General features: G+C 63.2%; 14 protein-coding genes and 8 tRNA genes. 5 read left to right on the top strand and 17 right to left on the bottom strand.

Annotation, left to right across the window (positions count from 1 at the left end):
- Nucleotides 1-2: 2 nt before the first annotated feature.
- Both astD and ACT5M9_RS06015 read left to right on the top strand, forming a co-directional pair.
- Nucleotides 3-1469 carry a succinylglutamate-semialdehyde dehydrogenase gene (astD, locus tag ACT5M9_RS06020; protein WP_457981007.1) on the top strand — a complete coding sequence of 489 codons (1467 nt, stop codon included), beginning with the start codon at nt 3-5 and terminating at the stop codon, nt 1467-1469.
- Nucleotides 1470-1527: 58 nt separating this feature from the next.
- A complete protein-coding gene (locus ACT5M9_RS06015; RefSeq protein WP_438552039.1) occupies nt 1528-2325 on the top strand; it encodes a DUF1338 domain-containing protein in 798 nt (265 codons plus the stop codon).
- 61 nt (nt 2326-2386) lie between these two features.
- Here ACT5M9_RS06015 and ACT5M9_RS06010 read toward each other — a convergent pair whose 3' ends face one another.
- Nucleotides 2387-2983, bottom strand: a complete 597-nt coding sequence (locus ACT5M9_RS06010) for an HAD family hydrolase (protein ID WP_438552040.1) — start codon at nt 2981-2983, stop codon at nt 2387-2389.
- Nucleotides 2984-3159: 176 nt separating this feature from the next.
- On the opposite strand from ACT5M9_RS06010, the gene ACT5M9_RS06005 reads away from it, so the two are divergent.
- Nucleotides 3160-4524 (top strand): MDR family MFS transporter, encoded by a 1365-nt coding sequence (locus ACT5M9_RS06005; protein ID WP_457981009.1) that lies wholly within the window; start codon nt 3160-3162, stop codon nt 4522-4524.
- 78 nt (nt 4525-4602) lie between these two features.
- On the opposite strand, the gene nifJ is transcribed toward ACT5M9_RS06005, so the two are convergent.
- The 7 genes from nifJ to pnuC all read right to left on the bottom strand — a co-directional run bounded on the left by nifJ (nt 4603) and on the right by pnuC (nt 12415).
- The gene (gene nifJ, locus ACT5M9_RS06000) at nt 4603-8148 is read right to left on the bottom strand and encodes a pyruvate:ferredoxin (flavodoxin) oxidoreductase (protein WP_457981011.1); all 3546 of its coding nucleotides are present in this window, start codon (nt 8146-8148) and stop codon (nt 4603-4605) included.
- Nucleotides 8149-8391: 243 nt separating this feature from the next.
- Complete coding sequence (locus ACT5M9_RS05995) at nt 8392-8751, bottom strand: DUF1622 domain-containing protein (RefSeq protein WP_438552043.1); 360 nt, start codon at nt 8749-8751, stop codon at nt 8392-8394.
- Nucleotides 8752-8811: 60 nt separating this feature from the next.
- Entirely contained in the window at nt 8812-9729 is a 918-nt protein-coding gene (locus tag ACT5M9_RS05990) for an alpha/beta hydrolase (protein ID WP_457981013.1), read from the bottom strand.
- 98 nt (nt 9730-9827) lie between these two features.
- A complete protein-coding gene (yqfB, locus tag ACT5M9_RS05985; protein ID WP_457981015.1) occupies nt 9828-10148 on the bottom strand; it encodes a N(4)-acetylcytidine aminohydrolase in 321 nt (106 codons plus the stop codon).
- A gap of 28 nt (nt 10149-10176) precedes the next feature.
- Nucleotides 10177-10848: a Crp/Fnr family transcriptional regulator gene (locus ACT5M9_RS05980; RefSeq protein ID WP_457981016.1), complete on the bottom strand. Its 672-nt coding sequence runs from the start codon at nt 10846-10848 to the stop codon at nt 10177-10179.
- Between the two features lie 122 nt (nt 10849-10970).
- Nucleotides 10971-11696, bottom strand: a complete 726-nt coding sequence (locus ACT5M9_RS05975) for a nucleoside phosphorylase (protein WP_457981018.1) — start codon at nt 11694-11696, stop codon at nt 10971-10973.
- Nucleotides 11693-12415 carry a nicotinamide riboside transporter PnuC gene (gene pnuC / locus ACT5M9_RS05970; RefSeq protein ID WP_457981020.1) on the bottom strand — a complete coding sequence of 241 codons (723 nt, stop codon included), beginning with the start codon at nt 12413-12415 and terminating at the stop codon, nt 11693-11695. Before pnuC ends, ACT5M9_RS05975 begins: the two co-directional genes overlap by 4 nt.
- Before the next feature lie 271 nt (nt 12416-12686).
- On the opposite strand from pnuC, the gene ACT5M9_RS05965 reads away from it, so the two are divergent.
- A complete protein-coding gene (locus ACT5M9_RS05965) occupies nt 12687-14519 on the top strand; it encodes an SLC13 family permease (protein ID WP_457981022.1) in 1833 nt (610 codons plus the stop codon).
- A 205-nt stretch (nt 14520-14724) separates the two neighbouring features.
- Here the strand turns inward: ACT5M9_RS05965 and ACT5M9_RS05960 are convergent.
- The 8 genes from ACT5M9_RS05960 to ACT5M9_RS05925 all read right to left on the bottom strand — a co-directional run bounded on the left by ACT5M9_RS05960 (nt 14725) and on the right by ACT5M9_RS05925 (nt 15520).
- Nucleotides 14725-14807, bottom strand: a tRNA-Leu gene (locus ACT5M9_RS05960).
- 8 nt (nt 14808-14815) lie between these two features.
- Nucleotides 14816-14892, bottom strand: a tRNA-Met gene (locus tag ACT5M9_RS05955).
- Nucleotides 14893-14930: 38 nt separating this feature from the next.
- Nucleotides 14931-15005 (bottom strand) — tRNA-Gln (locus ACT5M9_RS05950).
- Nucleotides 15006-15045: 40 nt separating this feature from the next.
- Nucleotides 15046-15120, bottom strand: a tRNA-Gln gene (locus ACT5M9_RS05945).
- 10 nt (nt 15121-15130) lie between these two features.
- Nucleotides 15131-15207, bottom strand: a tRNA-Met gene (locus ACT5M9_RS05940).
- Nucleotides 15208-15245: 38 nt separating this feature from the next.
- Nucleotides 15246-15320 (bottom strand) — tRNA-Gln (locus ACT5M9_RS05935).
- Nucleotides 15321-15360: 40 nt separating this feature from the next.
- Nucleotides 15361-15435: transfer RNA gene (locus ACT5M9_RS05930), tRNA-Gln, on the bottom strand.
- A gap of 8 nt (nt 15436-15443) precedes the next feature.
- A tRNA-Met gene (locus tag ACT5M9_RS05925) sits at nt 15444-15520 on the bottom strand.
- Between the two features lie 454 nt (nt 15521-15974).
- Here ACT5M9_RS05925 and ACT5M9_RS05920 point away from each other — a divergent pair.
- On the top strand, nt 15975-17261 hold the full coding sequence (locus ACT5M9_RS05920) for a BamA/TamA family outer membrane protein (RefSeq protein ID WP_457981024.1): 1287 nt from the start codon (nt 15975-15977) through the stop codon (nt 17259-17261).
- A gap of 207 nt (nt 17262-17468) precedes the next feature.
- Here the strand turns inward: ACT5M9_RS05920 and ychF are convergent, their stop codons facing one another.
- Complete coding sequence (ychF, locus tag ACT5M9_RS05915; protein WP_457981026.1) at nt 17469-18560, bottom strand: redox-regulated ATPase YchF; 1092 nt, start codon at nt 18558-18560, stop codon at nt 17469-17471.
- Between the last annotated feature and the right edge of the window lie 13 nt (nt 18561-18573).

Raw genomic sequence — 18573 nt, 5'->3', positions numbered from 1 at the left:
TTATGTCTTTAGTTCAGCTTATCGATGGTCAGTGGCTTGCCGGTGAAGGCAAGGCGTTCGAGTCAAAAGACCCGGCCAAGAATGCCGTGATCTGGCGTGGGGAGGCGGCGAGTGCCGCCCAGGTGGAGGCCGCCGTCAAGGCCGCCCGCAGCGCCTTCTACCATTGGTCCGATTTGAACCTGGATGAGCGTCTGGCCATAGTGCGTCGCTACGCCGACCTGCTGGGTGAGCACAAGGAAGCCCTGGCCCTGACCATAGCCCGGGAGACCGGCAAGCCGCTGTGGGAGACCCGCACCGAGGTCGCCGCCATGCAGGGCAAGATTGCCATCTCCATCCGCGCCCATGACGAGCGTACCGGCACCGTCGAGAACCCCATGCCGGGCGCCAAGGCGTTCGTGCGTCACAAGCCCCACGGCGTGGTCGCCGTGTTCGGCCCCTACAACTTCCCGGGCCATCTGCCCAACGGTCACATAGTGCCGGCGCTGATCGCCGGCAATACCGTGGTGTTCAAGCCCTCCGAGCTGACTCCCATGGTGGCCGAAGCCATGCTCAAGATCTGGATCGATGCGGGCTTGCCCAAGGGGGTGCTGAACCTGGTGCAGGGCGAAGTGGAGACCGGCAAGGCGCTGGCCGGCAATCCGGACATCGACGGCCTCTTCTTCACCGGATCGTCCCGCACCGGTCACTTCCTGCATCAGCAGTTCGCCGGTCAGCCTGGCAAGATCCTGGCGCTGGAGATGGGCGGTAACAACCCGCTGATTGTCAAGGACGTGAGCGACATCGACGGCGCCGTGCACGCGATAGTGCAATCCGCCTTTATCACCTCGGGTCAGCGCTGCACCTGCTCGCGCCGCCTGTTCGTGGAGCGTGGCGTCAAGGGCGATGCCCTGGTCAAGCGCCTGGTGGAGGTAGTCGCTCAGATCAAGGTCGGCCATTACGACGCTGCCGAGCAACCCTTCATGGGGGCCATGATCAGCGAACGTGCGGCGCTCGGCATGGTAGAGGCGCAGGCGAACCTGCAGCGCCTCGGCGGCGAGAGCCTGCTCGCCCTCAAGCATCTGGAAGCGGGTACCGGCTTCGTCTCCCCGGGCATCATAGATGTGACCGCCGTGAGCGCACTGCCCGATGAAGAGTACTTCGGCCCCCTGCTGCAGCTCATTCGCTATGACGACTTCGACGCCGCCATCGATCAAGGCAACGCCACCAGCTTCGGCCTGTCGGCCGGCCTGCTCGGCGACAGCGAGGCGGACTGGCAGCACTTCTTCAAGCGCATCCGCGCCGGTATCGTCAACTGGAACAAGCCCATCACAGGCGCCTCCAGTGCCGCGCCGTTCGGCGGCATAGGTGCCTCCGGCAACCACAGGGCGAGCGCCTACTACGCCGCAGACTACTGTGCGTACCCGGTCGCCTCGGTAGAGGACAGCAAGGCCGCCATGCCAGATCAGCTCTCCCCGGGCCTGACCTTCTAACAATCAAAGGGGCATCCCAGGGTGCCCTTGTCTGTACCCGCAATCAAAGGAAAGAGAGATGCAAAAGGATATCGAGACCCTGTTTGGCCATCTGTGGGACAACTACATTCAAGTCACCCCCAGTGCCCACAAGGTTCACCAACTGCTGGGAGGCGGCGCCCCCATCATCAACGATCACGTGGCGTTTCGGACCTACAACCTGCCCAAACTCGGGCTGGAGAAGCTGGCGGCCCACTTCCGCGCCCTGGGGTATGAAGAAAAGGGTGAGTATGTGTTCAAGGCCAAGAAGCTCTACGCCAAGCACTTCGAACACGCGGATCAGGACGCCCCCAAGGTGTTCATCAGCGAGCTGAAGGTGGAAGAGCTTTCCGAGACCGCTCAGGCCATCATCCACAAGCTGGTGGCCCAGGTGCCGGATCACCTGACCGATACCCAGGCCTTCCTCTATGCCGGCGCTCCCTGGCAGGTCTCCTGGACCGATTACCAGACCCTGCTGGCGGAGAGCGAGTACGCGGCCTGGATGGCGGCCTGGGGCTATCGTGCCAACCACTTCACGGTCAACATCAACCGTCTGGCGGACTTCGACACCATCCAGCAGGTGAATGCGGCCCTGAAAGCGGCGGGCTTCGTGCTGAACGGTGTGGGCGGCGAGGTGAAGGGGGATCCCCAGGTGATGTTGGAGCAGTCCTCCACCATGGCGGACAAGGCGGACGTGGCCTTCACCGACGGTGTGCGTACCATCCCGAGCTGCTTCTACGAATTCGCCCTGCGCTACCCGCAGGCCGACGGCGTGCTCTACCCGGGCTTCGTCGAGGCCTCGGCGGACAAGATTTTCGAATCCACCAACGCCATGTAGTCGCAGTCCATATTGAAAAAAACGCCCCGAAAGGGGCGTTTTTTATGGCTAAGAACCGAGGTCAGGCGGGTTGCAGCTCACCCTCGGTGGCCAGCAGGGTCGCCATGCCGGCGGCCTTGCCGGCCTGGATGCCGATCCGGGTGTCTTCAAACACCAGGCAGTTGGCGGGATTGGCCCCCAGCAGCTCGGCGACTCTCAGGAAGGTGTCGGGATGGGGCTTGTGGTTGTCGACGTCGTCGGCACTCACCACCACAGAGATGTAGGCGTCCAGACCCGTGCTCTTGAGGATCTGCTCCGCCTGATTGCGCGGCGAGCCTGTGCCTATGCCCATTGGCACCTTGCCGTGATACGCCTTGACCAGCTCCCACATCTGGGGGAAGACCCGGGCCTTGTCGATCTGCTCCAGATAGAGGGCAATCTTGCGGCGGGCGAAGGCCTCGACGTCGATGTTCAGCCCATGCTGCTCGGCCAAAATGGCCACAATCTTGCGGGTGGGGATGCCGCCATATTCATTGAGTTCAGCCCGATCGAACGGCAGGCCAAACTCGGCGCTGGTGATCTCCCAGGCATCCAGGTGCAATGGCATGGAGTCCACCAGGGTGCCATCCATATCGAAGATCAGGGCGTCGTATTGCGCAAAGCGGTACTGCTCGGTCATGGGACTGACTCCTCTTGGGCGAAGCACCCACCCTATCAGATTTGCCGGCGGGATGCCGCGACTCGGGTCATGTCTGTCGGCAGAGTCAGTGGTTTTCGCCATCGGCTGATGATTTATGAGACAATAATGAGCCCTGCTGTGCCGTTTTCGGCATTTTATATGAGCGAGCCCCCGACATGTCCCCCAAAACCATCTTCGCGAGTGTGGCCCTGGTGATCGCCCTGGGATCACTGGAAAAGAGCATAGTCACGACCCCCTTGCCCATCATAGGGGCCGAGCTGAACGCCGGCGCCGCCCTCACCTGGGTGGTCACCGCCTACCTGCTGGCCGCCACCGCCGCCCTGCCCGTCTACGGCAAGCTGAGCGATCTGTTTGGCCGGGTGCGGATGCTCAACATCGGCATAGGCCTGTTTCTGGCGGGATCCGTGGCCTGCGCCCTGGCCCAGGATCTGCCGACCCTGCTAGGGGCCAGAGTGTTGCAAGGGTTGGGGGGCGGGGGCCTCATCGCCCTGGCCTTCACCGTGATCGCCGACAGCATACCGCCGCGGGAGGTGGGCAAGTATCAGGGCTACATCTCGGCTGTGTATGCGGTCTCCAGCATCGCCGGGCCCCTGCTCGGCGGTTACTTCAGCGAGCAGCTGAGCTGGCGCTGGATCTTCTGGATCAACCTGCCGCTCGGGGCGCTAGCGCTCTGGCTGGTGAATCGGAACCTCGGCCACCTCAATGTGCGGCGCCACAGCCGCTTCGACTGGAAGGGGGCAGGGCTGCTCATCACAGTCACCACCCTCACCCTGCTGCTGCTCTCGCCGGAAACCAGCCTGCCCGCTATCTGGCTGGCCGCCGGGCTGGCGCTGGCCCTGTTGCTGCTGATCCTGGTGGAGCGGCGCGCCCACGACCCCATACTGCCGGCCCATCTGGTGCGGCTGCCCGGCTATCTGGTGAGCTTGCTGCTGGCGCTGGCTTCCCAGTTGCTGATGTTCGCCGTGCTGGTCTATCTGCCCCTGCAGATGCAGTGGCAGAAGGGGATGGGGGCCAGCGAGAGCGGGCTCTACATGGTGATCTTCATGGTCTGCATCACGGCGGGCGCCTTCGTCGGCGGCAAGCTGATCGGCCGCAGCGGCCACTACCGACGCTTCGTGGTGACGGGCTTCGCCCTGGCGGCGCTGGCGCTGTGGCAAATTCACTTCGATCTCTGGGCCAACCTGGGGTTGGGGCTCGCAGGTCTAGGCCTCGGACTGGTACTGCCGGCCCTCTCAGTGGTGGTGCAGAATGCGTTGCCACGGGAGGATCGCGGCATCGGCATGTCCCTGTTCAACTTCGGCCGTGAGCTGGGTGGGGCGGTCGGGGTCGCCATCTGCGCCATGCTGTTCCACTCCGCCCTGCCGGCGGGCAGCAGTCACAACCTGGCGAGCCTGAGCCCTGCCGAGCTGGCCCCCGGTTTCGGCGCCACCTATGTCGGCATGGCGCTGATCGCCAGCGCCGCCCTGCTCATCACCCTGCTGGCCTTGAAACGCCACGAGCTGGCCAGCAGGCCTGCCTGATGGCGGTATCGCAGATAAAAAGAGGGCTCCCCATGGGGAGCCCTCTTTTTTATTGGCTGTGGTCGACCGTCAGGCCGCTTACTCCTGGGCTGGGGCCTCCTTGCCGGCGAGCTGGCTCAGCCAGGCGAAGCGGCGGCTGGCATCCAGCTCCGCCTCCCGATAGAGCTGGGTGGCGATCTCCGGCAACTGGCGCTCGAGGCGCTTGAAGCGAGGCTCCTGCTGCAATGTCTCGGCCAAGGAGGCCGTCGGCGCCCTTGAGTCCAGCGCCAGCGGCGCCTTGCCCTCCTCGCTGCGACGGGGGTCGTAGCGGTATAGCGGCCAGAAACCGGTGGCGGTGAGCTGCTTCATCTGCTCGTGACTCTGGGCCAGATCGTAGCCGTGCTCCTCGCAGGGACTGTAGGCGATGATGAGGGACGGACCCGGATAGGCTTCCGCCTCCTGAATGGCCTTCACCGTCTGGTTCATCTGGGCGCCGAGGGAGATCTGCGCCACATAGACGTGGCCATACATCATGGCGCTGGCGCCGAGATCCTTGCGGGCCTTGCGCTTGCCCTGCTCGCCAAACTTGGTGATGGCGCCGAGCGGCGTCGCCTTGGACTGCTGACCGCCGGTGTTGGAGTAGCACTGGGTATCGAGCACCAGCACGTTGATGTTCTCCCCCAGACTCAGCACGTGGTCGAGGCCGCCGAAGCCGATGTCATAGGCCCAGCCATCGCCGCCGATGAGCCAGACCGACTTGTCCACCAGGTGATCCGCGTCCCGGGCGAGCTCAGCGGCGCCCGGCTCGATGCGCCCCTGCAGCAGGCTGCGCAGCTGCTGGATATGGGCCCGCTGCTCGGAGACTGGCAGGCTGGCGTCTTGCAACGCCTGTTGCAGCTCGGCCGGAACGACATCCTCCAGGCTTGTCATCAGGCGGCGTACCCGATCGCGATGCTGATCCACGGTGAGCCTGAAGCCCAAGCCAAACTCGGCGTTGTCCTCGAACAAGGAGTTCGCCCAGGCCGGGCCACGGCCCTCGGCGTTGGTGGTGTAGGGGGTGGTAGGCAAATTGCCGCCATAAATCGACGAGCAGCCGGTGGCGTTGGCGATCAGCAGCCTGTCCCCATAGAGCTGGGTCAACAGCTTGATGTAGGGAGTCTCGCCACAGCCGGAGCAGGCGCCCGAGTATTCAAACAGCGGTGAGATGAGCTGGGAGGTGCGAATGTCGATACGCTCCAGTTGCTCGGCGGTGCGCTCAGGCAAATCGAGGAAGAAGTCGTAGTTCACCTTCTGAGCCTCGAGGTGGTCGAGCCTGGACTCCATGTTGATCGCCTTGCGACTCGGATCGGTGCGATCCTTGGCCGGGCACACCTCGACGCAGAGGTTGCAGCCGGTGCAATCTTCCGGTGCTACTTGCAGCACATATTGCTGACCGCGCATGTCGCGGGCCTTCACATCCAGCGCGTCCAGGGTCGTGGGGGCACCCTCCAGTGATTCTTTATCCACCACCTTGGCGCGGATGGCCGAGTGGGGGCAGGCGGCCACGCAGTAGTTGCACTGGGTGCAGAGGTCCGCCTGCCAGATGGGCACCTCCTGGGCGATGTTGCGCTTCTCCCAGCGGGTGGTGCCCACCGGCCAGGTGCCATCGGGCGGGAAGGCAGAGACCGGCAGGCTGTCGCCGAGCCCAGCCAGCATGGCGGCGGTGACGGTCTGCACGAAGTCGGGGGCCTTGGCCGACACCACGGGGGGGCGCTGGTGGCTGCTCGGATCGAGTTCTTGCAGTGGCACTGGGATCAGTGCTGCGCAGGTGGCGGCCAGGGCCTGCCAGTTGCGCTCGACCAGTTCGCTGCTCTTGTTGCCATAGCTCGATGCGATGGCCTGCTTGAGCAAGTCGGTGGCCTCTGCCGACGGTATGATGGCGGTCAGCTGGAAGAAGGCCATCTGCATCACGGTATTGATACGGCTGCCGAGCTGGCATTCCCGGGCAATCCTGGCGGCGTTGATGCTGTAGAGGCGGGCGCGCTTTTCGCGCAGCACCTGTTGCACCTCTTGCGGCAGTCGCTGCCAGATCTGATCGGCGTCGTAGGGGCTGTTGAGCAGAAAGATCCCGTTCGGCTTGAGCCGCTCCGCCATCTGGTACATGTCGATGAACTGCCATTGGTGGCAGCCGATGAAGTCTGCCTCGTCCACCAGGTAGGCCGATTGCACCGGCCCTTCATTCACCCTCAGGTGGGAGACGGTGAGGCCCCCCGCCTTCTTGGAGTCGTAGACGAAATAGCCCTGGGGATAGAGCTCTGTGTGGTTGCCGAGGATCTTGATGCTGTTCTTGGCCGCCGACACTGTGCCGTCGCTGCCGAGGCCATAGAACAGTGCCTCCAGCTTGTGCTGGTTGCCAATGCCGGGGCTCGGATAATCGAGTGTCGGCAGTGGCAGGGAGAGGCCGGTGACGTCGTCGAAGATGCCGACGGTGAAGCGCGGCCTTGGGTTGTCCAGCGTCAGCTCATCGAAGATGGCCTGTACGCAGGCCGGATTGAACTCCTTGGAGGAGAGGCCGTAGCGGCCGCCGATGACCCGCGGCAGGCTGTCGCGCTCGCCCCGGCTGACCGCCTCGGCCAGGGCGCTCATTACATCCAGATAGAGCGGCTCGGCCTGGGCGCCCGGCTCCTTGGTGCGATCCAGCACCGCAATCTTGCGGGCGCTCTCAGGGATGACTGTCAGTAGATGCTCTGCCCTGAAGGGGCGGTAGAGGCGCACCTTCACCAGCCCCACCTTCTCTCCTTGCTCAATCAGCCGCGCTATCACCTCTTCACAGGTGCCGATGGCGGAACCCATCAGCACCAGCACCCGCTCGGCCTCCGGGTGACCCAGGTATTCGAACGGCTGGTAGTGGCGGCCGGTCTGCGTGCCGAAGGCCTGCATCGCCTCGCTCACGTGACGGTAGGCATCGTCATACCAGGGGTTGGTTGCCTCCCGGCACTGGAAATAGGTGTCCGGGTTGGCGGCGGTGCCGCGAATGACGGGGTTATCCGGGCTCAGGGCGCGCTCGCGGTGGGCACGGATGGCCGCCTCCGGCAGCAGGGCACGCAGGGTGTCGTCCGCCAGCGGCACTATCTTGGCTATCTCGTGGGAGGTGCGAAAGCCGTCGAAGAAGTGGATGAAGGGCAGCCGGCTGTTGAGGCTGGCGACCTGGGCGATCAGGGCGAAGTCCTGCGCCTCCTGCACGTTGCTGGCGCAGAGCATGGCGCAGCCGGTCTGGCGCACCGCCATCACGTCCGAGTGATCGCCGAAGATGGACAAGGCATGGGTCGCGACGGTGCGCGCCGCCACGTGCAGCACGAAGGGGATGAGCTGACCCGCCAACTTGTAGAGGTTGGGGATCATCAGCAGCAGGCCCTGGGACGAGGTAAAGGAAGTCGCCAGCGCGCCCGTCTGCAGGGCGCCGTGGACGGTGGCGATGGCGCCCCCCTCCGACTGCATCTCCACCACGCGCGGCACGTCTCCCCACAGATTCTTCCCGCGATCGCTCGACCAGGCCGACGCCTGTTCAGCCATGCTGGAGCTCGGGGTGATGGGGTAGATGGCGATGACTTCGCTGGTGCGGTAGGCCACTGAGGCGACCGCGTTATTACCGTCTGTGGTGATCATGCATTGTCCACTTGCTATGCCAGTGTCGAGGCCGGCCGCGAGCGGCCGACCATGGATAGGTCACAAACATAGTAAGAGGGGGTGTGATCTGCATCAAACGGGATAAATAATCAGCTCGGGCCAGATTATTTACTCATTTATTTTCAATCGGTTATGGTCATTTATTTATCATTGAACGGCATGGGGCTGGCAGTGCTTCCATATTGCAGTCCATAGAATCAACCGCAGGGCTGCTGCCTTGGCTTATGCCTGTTTTTCCTGCTGGCGCTCGGTCTGGGCATCCAGCTCCTTGCCGAGGAAGTAGTTCAGGAAGGTGCGGATCACCGCGATGATGGCGAGCTGGATCAGCTCCTCCTTGCTTGGCGACACCGTGGTCGCGAGGATATCGGCGGCGAGCTGAAACTCCAGCGCCAGGATGAGCCAGCTGCCGAAACAGAGCCGGATGCGGGGAAAGCCGGGGGCGTGATCCCGCACCCGCGCCGCCAGCCACAGCGTCTTGCCAAGGCCAATCACCACGCAGGCGATGGAGATGAGCTCCAGCAGCAACTGAAACAGCTCGACCCCGTGCATCATGGCTTCTCGCAAACCGGTTATCTCAAGCACCTTGAACTCCTTATCGATTCAAAGGAGACACTATTAGCACAACCGCCGGGCAAGGCCAACTCAGAGACTGCGCAGCCAGGCAGCCACCTGGTCGATGGCCTGGCGCGCCGCCGGACTGATTTGGGCGAGCTGGAAGAAGCCGTGGATGACGCCGAGCTGGCGCTGACAACTGGCCTCTACCCCGGCTGCGAGCAGGGCGTGATACAGGGCCTCTCCCTCATCGCGCAGAGGATCGCATTCGGCGGTGAGGATATGGGTGGGGGGCAGACCTTTGAGCTCTGGATGGTAGAGCGGGCTGGCCTCGGGGTGAGCGATGGGGAGATCTCCCAGATAGGCGCGATAGCCGCTCAGCAGCATGTCGGCCGTGATGAGGTAATCCTCGCCATAGGTGCGATAGCTGTCGCTCGCACCGCTTGCGTCCAGCATGGGATAGAGGAGGCAAAGCGCCGCAGGTTGGGGCGCCTGCATGGCCTTGAGGCGCAGCGCCGTGACCAGGGCCAGATGACCGCCGGCGCTGTCACCGGCCAGCATCAGGCGCTCGCTGTGCCCGCCCCACTCGGTGAGACGGGCCATGATGGCCAGGGTCGCCGCCAGGGCGTCGTCGTGGGCGGCCGGGTAGACATGCTCGGGGGCGAGGCGGGTGTGCACCGCGAATACCAGGGCATTGGCGCGGTTGCACAGCATGCGCAGCTGGCGATCGTGAGTCTCGAAATCCCCGCTCACGAAGCAGCCGCCGTGAAAGTAGATAAGGGCAGGGTGGGCAGTCTGCGCCTTGGCCGGACGATAGAGACGTACGGCATAGTGGGGCTCGTGCCACTCCGCTATGGCCCCGACCTGCTCCCGCTCGCCGCCGAGCGGAGCCGAGGCGAGATAGCCTTGGCGTCTCGCTTGCCAGCTCAGCTCACTGGCTTTGGGGCGGCCGGCGGCGATAAAACCGTCGACTATCTCGGCGATGGCGGGTTCGAGAGAGGTTTGCATGGGGGCACTCCACAATAACTGTATATAAAAACAGTGATTATGCGCCTCTGGCCGTCCATGACAAGAGACCCGCCGTGAGTGCGCTCACAGATTAGAGGCTAGATCAGCCTGAATTCAATCACATAGAGCGGCGGCAGCTCGGGGTAGATGTCCCGGATCACCTGTCTGAGCTCGGCGAGCGTCATGTTCTCCTGGCGGGCGTGCTCGTCGTTCAGGGCATCGATGGCCACAGGCCGCACCGTCAGCACTTCGATGGCGCCGAAGGGCTGGTGCTCCGGGTTGGTGAAGAGGGAGAGGCGCTGGCCAGGCTGCCACTGGGCCTCGCTCTCGTCGCGGATGGTGATGGTCTTGCGGCCCCCCTGGATGTCATCCACGAAACGGCTGAAGAAGGTGAACTCGGGGTAGGGATGGGCGGACATATTGGCTCCTGAAAAGGGTGAATGGGGATCAGAGATCGAGGTAGGCGCGCAGCTTTGCGAGATCGGCGATGACGGGGCCGTCGCTGCCCTCACCGACGATGCCTTGTTCTATCAGCTCCTTGAGGGCGCGGCGATAGACCCGCTCCGTGGTGCCGAAACGCGCCGCCTCGTGGGCCCGTTTTCGCGACCCCAGCATGGGAGTGCGCTGGCGCTCGCGCCACAACTCATAGGCGATGTTGTAGGCGATGGGGTGCAGCAGGCGGCTGGTGGTGATGTCCAGGGTATCCAGATAGTCGCTGGCCAGCGCCGCGGCGAAGAACAGGGTCAGCTCGGGCTCGGCCAGCAGCCGCTGAGCGAGCTTGTGACCACAGATGACGCTGGCATCCAGCTCCGTCTCGGCCACCACGCTCCACTGTACCGGGGTGGCACTGAAGAACTCCATCTCGCCGAAGATCTGTGACTGGCACTCAATCTCGCCGAGCTGGAACAGCCGCCCGGAATGGACGGCGCTGTTGAGGGAGACCCGGCCCCGCTCCACCAGATAGAGGTGCTCACACTGCTCTCCCTGGCGCATGATGGCTTCGCCCGGCAGGTAGCGGCGCAGGTGCAGGCGGCACGCCTCAAGGGCGCTGGCAAAGCGCGGCTCGAGTGCGGCAAGCTCGACGTGAAAGCGGCCGAGGGGGTAGGGTTGTTGCTGCATGAGAGGCGACCCGGATTGACGAGGGCCATGAGGCTAGCAAGAGGGCGGGGCGGATACCAGCGCGGTCGCCCCCGAATGTGCCGGGCTTAACGTTTTGCCGGGGCCCTGAGTGGGCCCCGGGCCTATTGCACCAGAGCGTGGAGGGCGGCGGCGATGGCCAGCCGCTCTCCCTCCATCATGGCGGTTTCGCTGCTGGCGTAGTCACTCACCCCCTGCTGCACATCCTGCTCGAACGCCACCACGTTGCAGAGCACGGCGGCGACCCGCACCCTGCGAAGGCGCCCGACCGTGAGCAGGGAGGCGGTCTCCATGTCCGCCCCCAGCACCCCGCGTTCATGCCAGTAGCGGCACACCGCCAGCTCGTCATCCCGGTAGAAGCTGTCGTGGGAGCGCACCAGTCCGTGCCAGTGGGGGTGACCGCTGGCGGCGATCCGCTCGAGCAGGGCGACCTGCAGGCGGATGTCGGCGCAGGCGGGGTACTCGGGGGGCAGATAGGCCAGGGAGGCACCCTCGCTGCGCACCGCCCCCTCCACCACGATCAGATCCCCCAACGCCATCTCAGGCTGCAGGGCACCGGCGGAGCCGACCCGTATCAGGGTTCGGGCGCCGGCCTGTACCAGCTCCTCCAGCGCTATGACGGCGGAGGCCCCGCCGATGCCTGTGCTGCAGACGGTGATGGGCAGGCCCTGATGGAGGCCGTTGATGAGGCGAAACTCCCGGTTCTGGCCGAGCAATACGCTGCCCTCGAGCTGGCCAGCGATGCGATCGACCCTGGCCGGATCGCCGCACAGTATGACCCGCTCGGCTATCTGATCCGGGGAGCATTGCAGATGAGGCAGCAGGCTCATGCGACCGCTCCTTGCCGGGAGCGCTTGGCGGCCAGCATCCAGAGGCGGGTGCCGTTGGCGGCGACGAACAGCAGGATCAGGTACTCGAGGGACATGGCATAGACCCCCTGGGCGGCGTAGACGCCGATGCTGATGAGGTTGATGACCACCCAGAGGATCCAGTTCTCCACGTATTTGCGGGTCATCAGGATCTGGGCCACCACGGAGAGCACCGTCATGCAGGCATCCCAGAACGGGAAGGCGTCGGGGGAGGGCTCGGGGATGGCGAGGTTGGCGCCAAACAGGTTCAGTAGCGAGACTGCGGTGCGGGCCAGGGCGGCGAATACCGGGTCTATGTAGCGGGTCAGCAGGGCGATGGCGACGACGCTTACCACCACGGTCAGCAGCAGCTTGGGTTTGCTCAGCCAGCGGATCTGCAGGCTCTCCCCCTGCGCGTTGGCGGGGCGGCTCCAGGCGTACCAGCCGTAGAGGTTGGCGCAGAAGAAGAACAGCTGCAGCAGCAACAGGCCGTAGAGCTGAATCTGGAAGAAGATGATGGCAAACAGGCTGACGTTGATGAGACCGAACAGGTAGTTGATGGTCTTCTCCTGGCTGGCGAGCCAGATGCAGGCCAACCCGAACAGGGTGCCGATGGCCTCAATCCAGGACATGGCGTAGCCACCGCCAAGGGGAATGGTCACCAGGGTGTGATGGATGCTGAACCACTCGAATATGCTCATTTTCGTTTCCTTTGAAAATTGGGAAGGTGCTCGGACCGGGCCTATTCTAGGGGCGGCGCAGGGGAGCCGGCAGGACTTTTGTCCGGCCCCGGGCTTGTCACCTCAAAGAATGCGCAAAGAGAGGGGCACAAGTTTGAGCCCCCAATGGCGCCCTGATATGCGATGATGCCCTGCCCCTTTATTGATATGTCACAAAATGGGGGCGCACAGGCTGTGGTCTGATGGGAGCCACCCTGGCAGGCCGGGGTGGAGCTGAACATAAGGAGCGAGTGTGAATTCCGAGCTGATCTGGGTCCTCTGCATGCTGGTGGGCGCCATCTATCTATTTATTACCAACAAGGTGCGCATGGACGTGGTGGCCTTGGGGGTTGTCATCCTGTTCGTGCTGAGCGGCACCCTGACCCTGCCGGAGGCGCTGGCGGGGTTCAGCGATCCCAACGTCATCCTGATCGCCGCCCTGTTCGTGGTGGGGGAGGGGCTGGTGCGCACCGGCATCGCCTACCAGGTGGGGGATGGCCTGGTGAAGGTGGCGGGCAGCAGCGAGACCCGTTTACTGGTGCTCCTGATGGTGGCGGTGGCCACCCTGGGGGCCGTGATGAGCAGCACAGGGGTGGTGGCCATCTTCATCCCAGTGGTGCTGAGCGTGGCGAACCGCATGGGGATCCCGGCCGGTCGGCTGATGATGCCGCTCGGCTTTGCCGGTCTCATCAGCGGCATGATGACGCTGGTGGCGACCCCCCCCAACATGGTGGTCAACAGCGAGCTGATGCGCCACGGCATCCAGGGCTTCGGCTTCTTCGGCTTCACCCCCATGGGGGTGCTGATCCTGGGGCTGGGGGTGCTCTACATGCTGCTGATGCGCAACCGTCTGGTGCGGGGTGGGGAAGAAGGCAAGGGCAAGCCGGCGGGGCGCAGCACCATGCGCGATCTCATTCGGGACTACCGGCTGGCGGGCCGTGCCCGCCGACTGGCGATCCGCCCGGATTCGCCGCTGATCGGTCAGACCCTGGACGAGCTGCAACTGCGGGCCCGCTACGGCGCCAATGTCATCGGGCTGGAGCGCTGGCGCAAGTTTCGGCGGGTGATGGTAACCGTCTCCGGCGTCACCGAGTTCCAGGCCAAGGACGTGCTGCTCATCGACATGTCAGACCCCGAGGTGGATGTGCGCGAGTTCTGCAGCGAGGCGCGGCTCGAACCCATGATACTGCGGGGCGAATACTTCTCCGATCAGGCGCGGGAGGTGGGCATGGCCGAGGTCTCCCTCATCCCCGAATCCCGTCTGCTCGGCAAGAGCATCCGCGAGGCGGCGTTTCGCACCCATTTCGGCCTGAGCGTAGTGGGCATTCGCCGGGGCGGGGAGGCGCTCACCGGCAAGCTGGTGGACGAGCCGCTGCAGATGGGGGACAGCCTGCTGGTGGTGGGCAACTGGAGCCTCATTCGCCAGCTGCAGGCCAGGGTACGAGACTTCCTGCTGCTGGGCCTGCCCGCCGAGGTGGATGAGATGGCACCCGCCCGCAGTCAGGCCATCCACGCCCTGATCGCGCTCGGGGTCATGATAGCCCTGATGGTGACGGATCCCGTGCCCAACGTCATCGCGGCCCTCATCGCCTGCCTGCTGATGGGCAAGTTCCGCTGCATCGACATGGAGAGCGCCTACAAGTCCATCCACTGGCCGACCCTGCTGCTGATCGTCGGCATGCTGCCCTTCGCCCTGGCACTGCAGAAGACCGGCGGGGTGGATCTCATCGTCGGCGCCCTCATCAGTGCCGTGGGGGAGATGGGGCCTCGCGTGATGCTGGCCAGCCTGTTCGTGCTGTGCGCCGTCATCGGACTCTTTATCTCCAACACGGCGACCGCGGTGCTGATGGCACCCATTGCGCTCGGCACGGCCCAGCAGATGGGGGTCTCCCCCTATCCCTTTGCCATGACCATCGCCATCGCGGCCTCGGCGGCCTTCATGACGCCGGTCTCGTCACCGGTGAATACGCTGGTGCTGGGGCCTGGCAACTACCAGTTCGTGGATTTCATCCGCATCGGGGTGCCTTTCACCCTGCTGGTGATGGTGGTGAGCGTCATCGCCATCCCCTGGTTCTTCCCGTTCTGACGATGGAATACGACACGAGCGGCCTCTGGGCCGCTTTTTTATGACCCCATGGTTGATTGCGAGGACGGGCATCCAGCCGATTCGTCGACGGTAGGCTGCAGGCGTTGGGTGAAAGGGGAGAAGCGATAAAGGGAAAAAGGGAGGAATTGCGAAAAACGGATACAAAAAAACCAGCCTGAGCTGGTCTGTTTGGTACTGCTATCAATGGTGCGGAAGGAGAGACTCGAACTCTCACGCCTAAGCGCCAGAACCTAAATCTGGTGCGTCTACCAATTTCGCCACTTCCGCAAAATTAATGGTGGCTATGACGGGATTCGAACCTGTGACCCCCGCATTATGAGTGCGATGCTCTAACCAACTGAGCTACATAGCCATTGTTATCGACCACCTGAGTGGAAGAGAACAGAAAAATGGCTGGGGTACTAGGATTCGAACCTAGGGATGGCGAGATCAAAACCCGCTGCCTTACCGCTTGGCGATACCCCAACAGCGATGCTCGACAGAGACTGTCCAACATCTTTAAAAATGGCTGGGGTACTAGGATTCGAACCTAGGGATGGCGAGATCAAAACCCGCTGCCTTACCGCTTGGCGATACCCCAACAGAAATAATGGTGGCTATGACGGGATTCGAACCTGTGACCCCCGCATTATGAGTGCGATGCTCTAACCAACTGAGCTACATAGCCGTTGTTATCGACCACCTGAGTGGAAGAGAACAAAAAAATGGCTGGGGTACTAGGATTCGAACCTAGGGATGGCGAGATCAAAACCCGCTGCCTTACCGCTTGGCGATACCCCAACAGCGATGCCCGACAGAGACTGTCCAACATCTTTAAAAATGGCTGGGGTACTAGGATTCGAACCTAGGGATGGCGAGATCAAAACCCGCTGCCTTACCGCTTGGCGATACCCCAACTTGAGATGGTGGCTATGACGGGATTCGAACCTGTGACCCCCGCATTATGAGTGCGATGCTCTAACCAACTGAGCTACATAGCCAACCTTGCTTCCAGTGAGTCGTTGCCTCATCACTGTGCGGCCGGAATTATGCGTATCTGGCTCTGGGGCGTCAACCCTTTTTTCCCCTGAAAAGCGCAAAAGCAGTGTGTTTGGCGACTTCTTCGCCCGTATTGAACAAAACCCCAACAATTCGCGGATCTTGGCGACCGGCGAGGGCCGATCAAACGTAAAATCGGTGGGCACAGGAGCCCATTCAGAGAGGGTCGGGTGGGCGGCCAAAGGGTGAAGATCGGCGCAATCCGGTCATTAAATATCATCTAAAATCAGCTTGTTGCTTTATTCGACAGCGATTTTTTGAGCGATTGCTCTCCATATTCCTGCGCCGCCCGACTGTTTTCCGGACATACCCTGGCTACTGACGCCGAGGGGCCGGGCCCGACGGGGTCAAATCCCCATAAGAAGAGGTCTTCCGTTGCACAAAAACAGCCCTGGATTGAAAAAGCCCGGTGCTCTGTTGCCGGCGTCCGGCTATGAGTCTTGGCTGAAGGCGGGACTCTGCCTGCCTGCGTTGTTCATCCGCCTGTTGGCGATGACGCTGACGTCCGGAGTGGCGCTGGCCGCCGCAACCCAGACCGCCAGTGTGGTGGGCAAGGAGCAGAAGGGCGAGGCACGGAAGGAGGGGGCAGAGATTGCCGGCACCGCCAACGCCAGTACTCTCGGCACGGGCCAGCCTACCCACTCCCTGATCCGCGGTGACGATGGCAGGCTGGATGTGAGCCGCTTCATCGACCAGGCCTATGGCTTCATGCCCGTGGTGATCCCCATCACCGAGCCGGCCCTGGGGCTGGGGGCGGTCGGTGCCCTCGCCTTTATCGACAGGCCGGATCCCGGCAGCGGCTTCAACCGCCCCAACATCACCCTCGTCGGTGGGCTGGGGACGGAGAACGGGACGCACGGTTACTTTGGCGGCGATCTGCGCTACTGGCTCGACAACAGGTTGAATTCCCATCTGGGGGCCATCAAGACCAGCCTGAACCTCGACTATTACGGGCGCGGGCTGGGTGGCGGGGAGCCGCGCGCTTACTCCTATACCCTGGATCTCACCGGCGGCCTGGTGCGGGAGCGCTACCGGCTGGGGGAGAGTGACAGCTGGCTGGGGCTGAGTTACCTGCTCGCCGATACCAAGGCCACCTTCGACTCGCCCATGGTGTTGCCCCAGAGCGATCGGGAGCAACGCATCAGCGGTCTCGGCGCCAGTTTCACCCACGACAGCCGCGACAACATCTTCACCCCGAGAGCGGGCAGTTATCTGGAGGCCAGCGCCACCGTCTTCGCGCCGGGTCTTGGCAGCGATCTCGACTTCACCCGCTATGACCTGACCGGCATCCAGTACGTGCCCCTGCCGCACCGGGCCAGCCTCGGGATCAACGGCTCCCTGAGCGGCAACGCCGGCGATACCCCCTTCTATATGTCTCCCTATGTCTCCCTGCGCGGGGTACCCGCCATGCGTTATCAGGGGCAGAGGGTGGCGCAGCTGGAAGCGGAGCTGCTGTGGCCCGTTTGGGATCGCTACAGCCTGGTGGGCTTTGGCGGGGTGGGCAAGGGGTTTGGCGACTCGGGCAGCGCCCTCTTCGACGAGCGTAGCGTGGTGGCGGGGGGAGTTGGCGTGCGTTACGAGATAGCGCGCAAGTACGGCCTGCACATGGGGCTGGATCTGGCCTGGAGCCGGGAGGGATCCGCCGTCTATGTGCAGTTTGGCAGTGCCTGGATGCGCCCCTGAGAGCGGGCGAGGGCGTTTCCTATAAATGGCTCGTCTTTGGTTGGCGTTTATATTGCCAATGTGGAATTGGCATCATCTGTGATCTTTAAGGTCGCCACCTTGCAGTGTTTTTGACTGCAATAAAAAAGCCCGTCCAGGATTGGACGGGCTTTTTGCATCGCTGAGGGGACTGCCGGATTGGCGGTGGCCCTCTGGATGGCTGCGTCGTTAGACGTTGAACAGGAAGTTCATGATATCGCCATCCTTGACGATGTAGTCCTTCCCTTCGGCGCGCATCTTGCCTGCTTCCTTGGCGCCCTGCTCACCCTTGTAGGTGATGAAGTCGTCGAAGGCGATGGTCTGGGCACGGATGAAGCCCTTTTCGAAGTCGGTGTGGATCTTGCCGGCGGCCTGCGGCGCGGTGGCACCGACCGGAATGGTCCAGGCGCGCACTTCCTTCACCCCGGCGGTGAAGTAGGTTTGCAGGTTCAGCAGCTCGTAACCGGAGCGGATCACCCGGTTCAGACCCGGCTCTTCGATGCCCAGATCTGCCATAAACTCGGCGCGATCGGCGTCGTCCAGCTCGGCGATGTCTGCCTCGATGGCGCAGCAGACCACGACCACGACGGCGTTCTCGGCGGCGGCGATCTCACGCACCTTGTCCAGGAAGGGGTTGTTCTCGAAGCCGTCTTCCGCCACGTTGGCGATGTACATGGTGGGCTTCAAGGTCAGGAAGTTGAGGTGGGCAACGGCGGCCAGCTCGTCTTTGTCCAGCTTCATGCCGCGGATCATCTGGCCGTTTTCCAGGGCCACCTTGATCTTCTCCAGCACTTCCACTTCCAGCTTGGCGTCCTTGTCACCGCCCTTGGCGCGCTTGGACTGACGGTTGATGGCGCGCTCGCAGGCGTCCAGGTCAGACAGGGCCAGCTCGGTATTGATCACCTCGATGTCATCGGCCGGGGAGACCTTGCCCGCGACGTGGACGATGTTCTCGTCTTCGAAGCAGCGCACCACGTGGCCGATGGCCTCGGTCTCGCGGATGTTGGCCAGGAACTGATTGCCCAGACCCTCACCCTTGGAGGCGCCCGCCACCAGGCCGGCGATGTCCACGAATTCCATGGTGGTCGGCACCACGCGCTGGGGGTTGATGATGGCAGCCAGGGCGTCGAGACGGGGATCCGGCATGGGGACCACACCCGTGTTCGGTTCAATGGTGCAGAACGGGAAGTTGGCGGCTTCGATGCCGGCCTTGGTCAGCGCATTGAACAGGGTGGATTTACCTACATTGGGCAGGCCCACGATACCGCATTTAAAACCCATGGATTGTTACCTT

It is taken from the genome of Aeromonas sp. AE23HZ002T15 (assembly GCF_054165525.2).
This window is presented reverse-complemented; position numbering and strand designations above follow the sequence as displayed.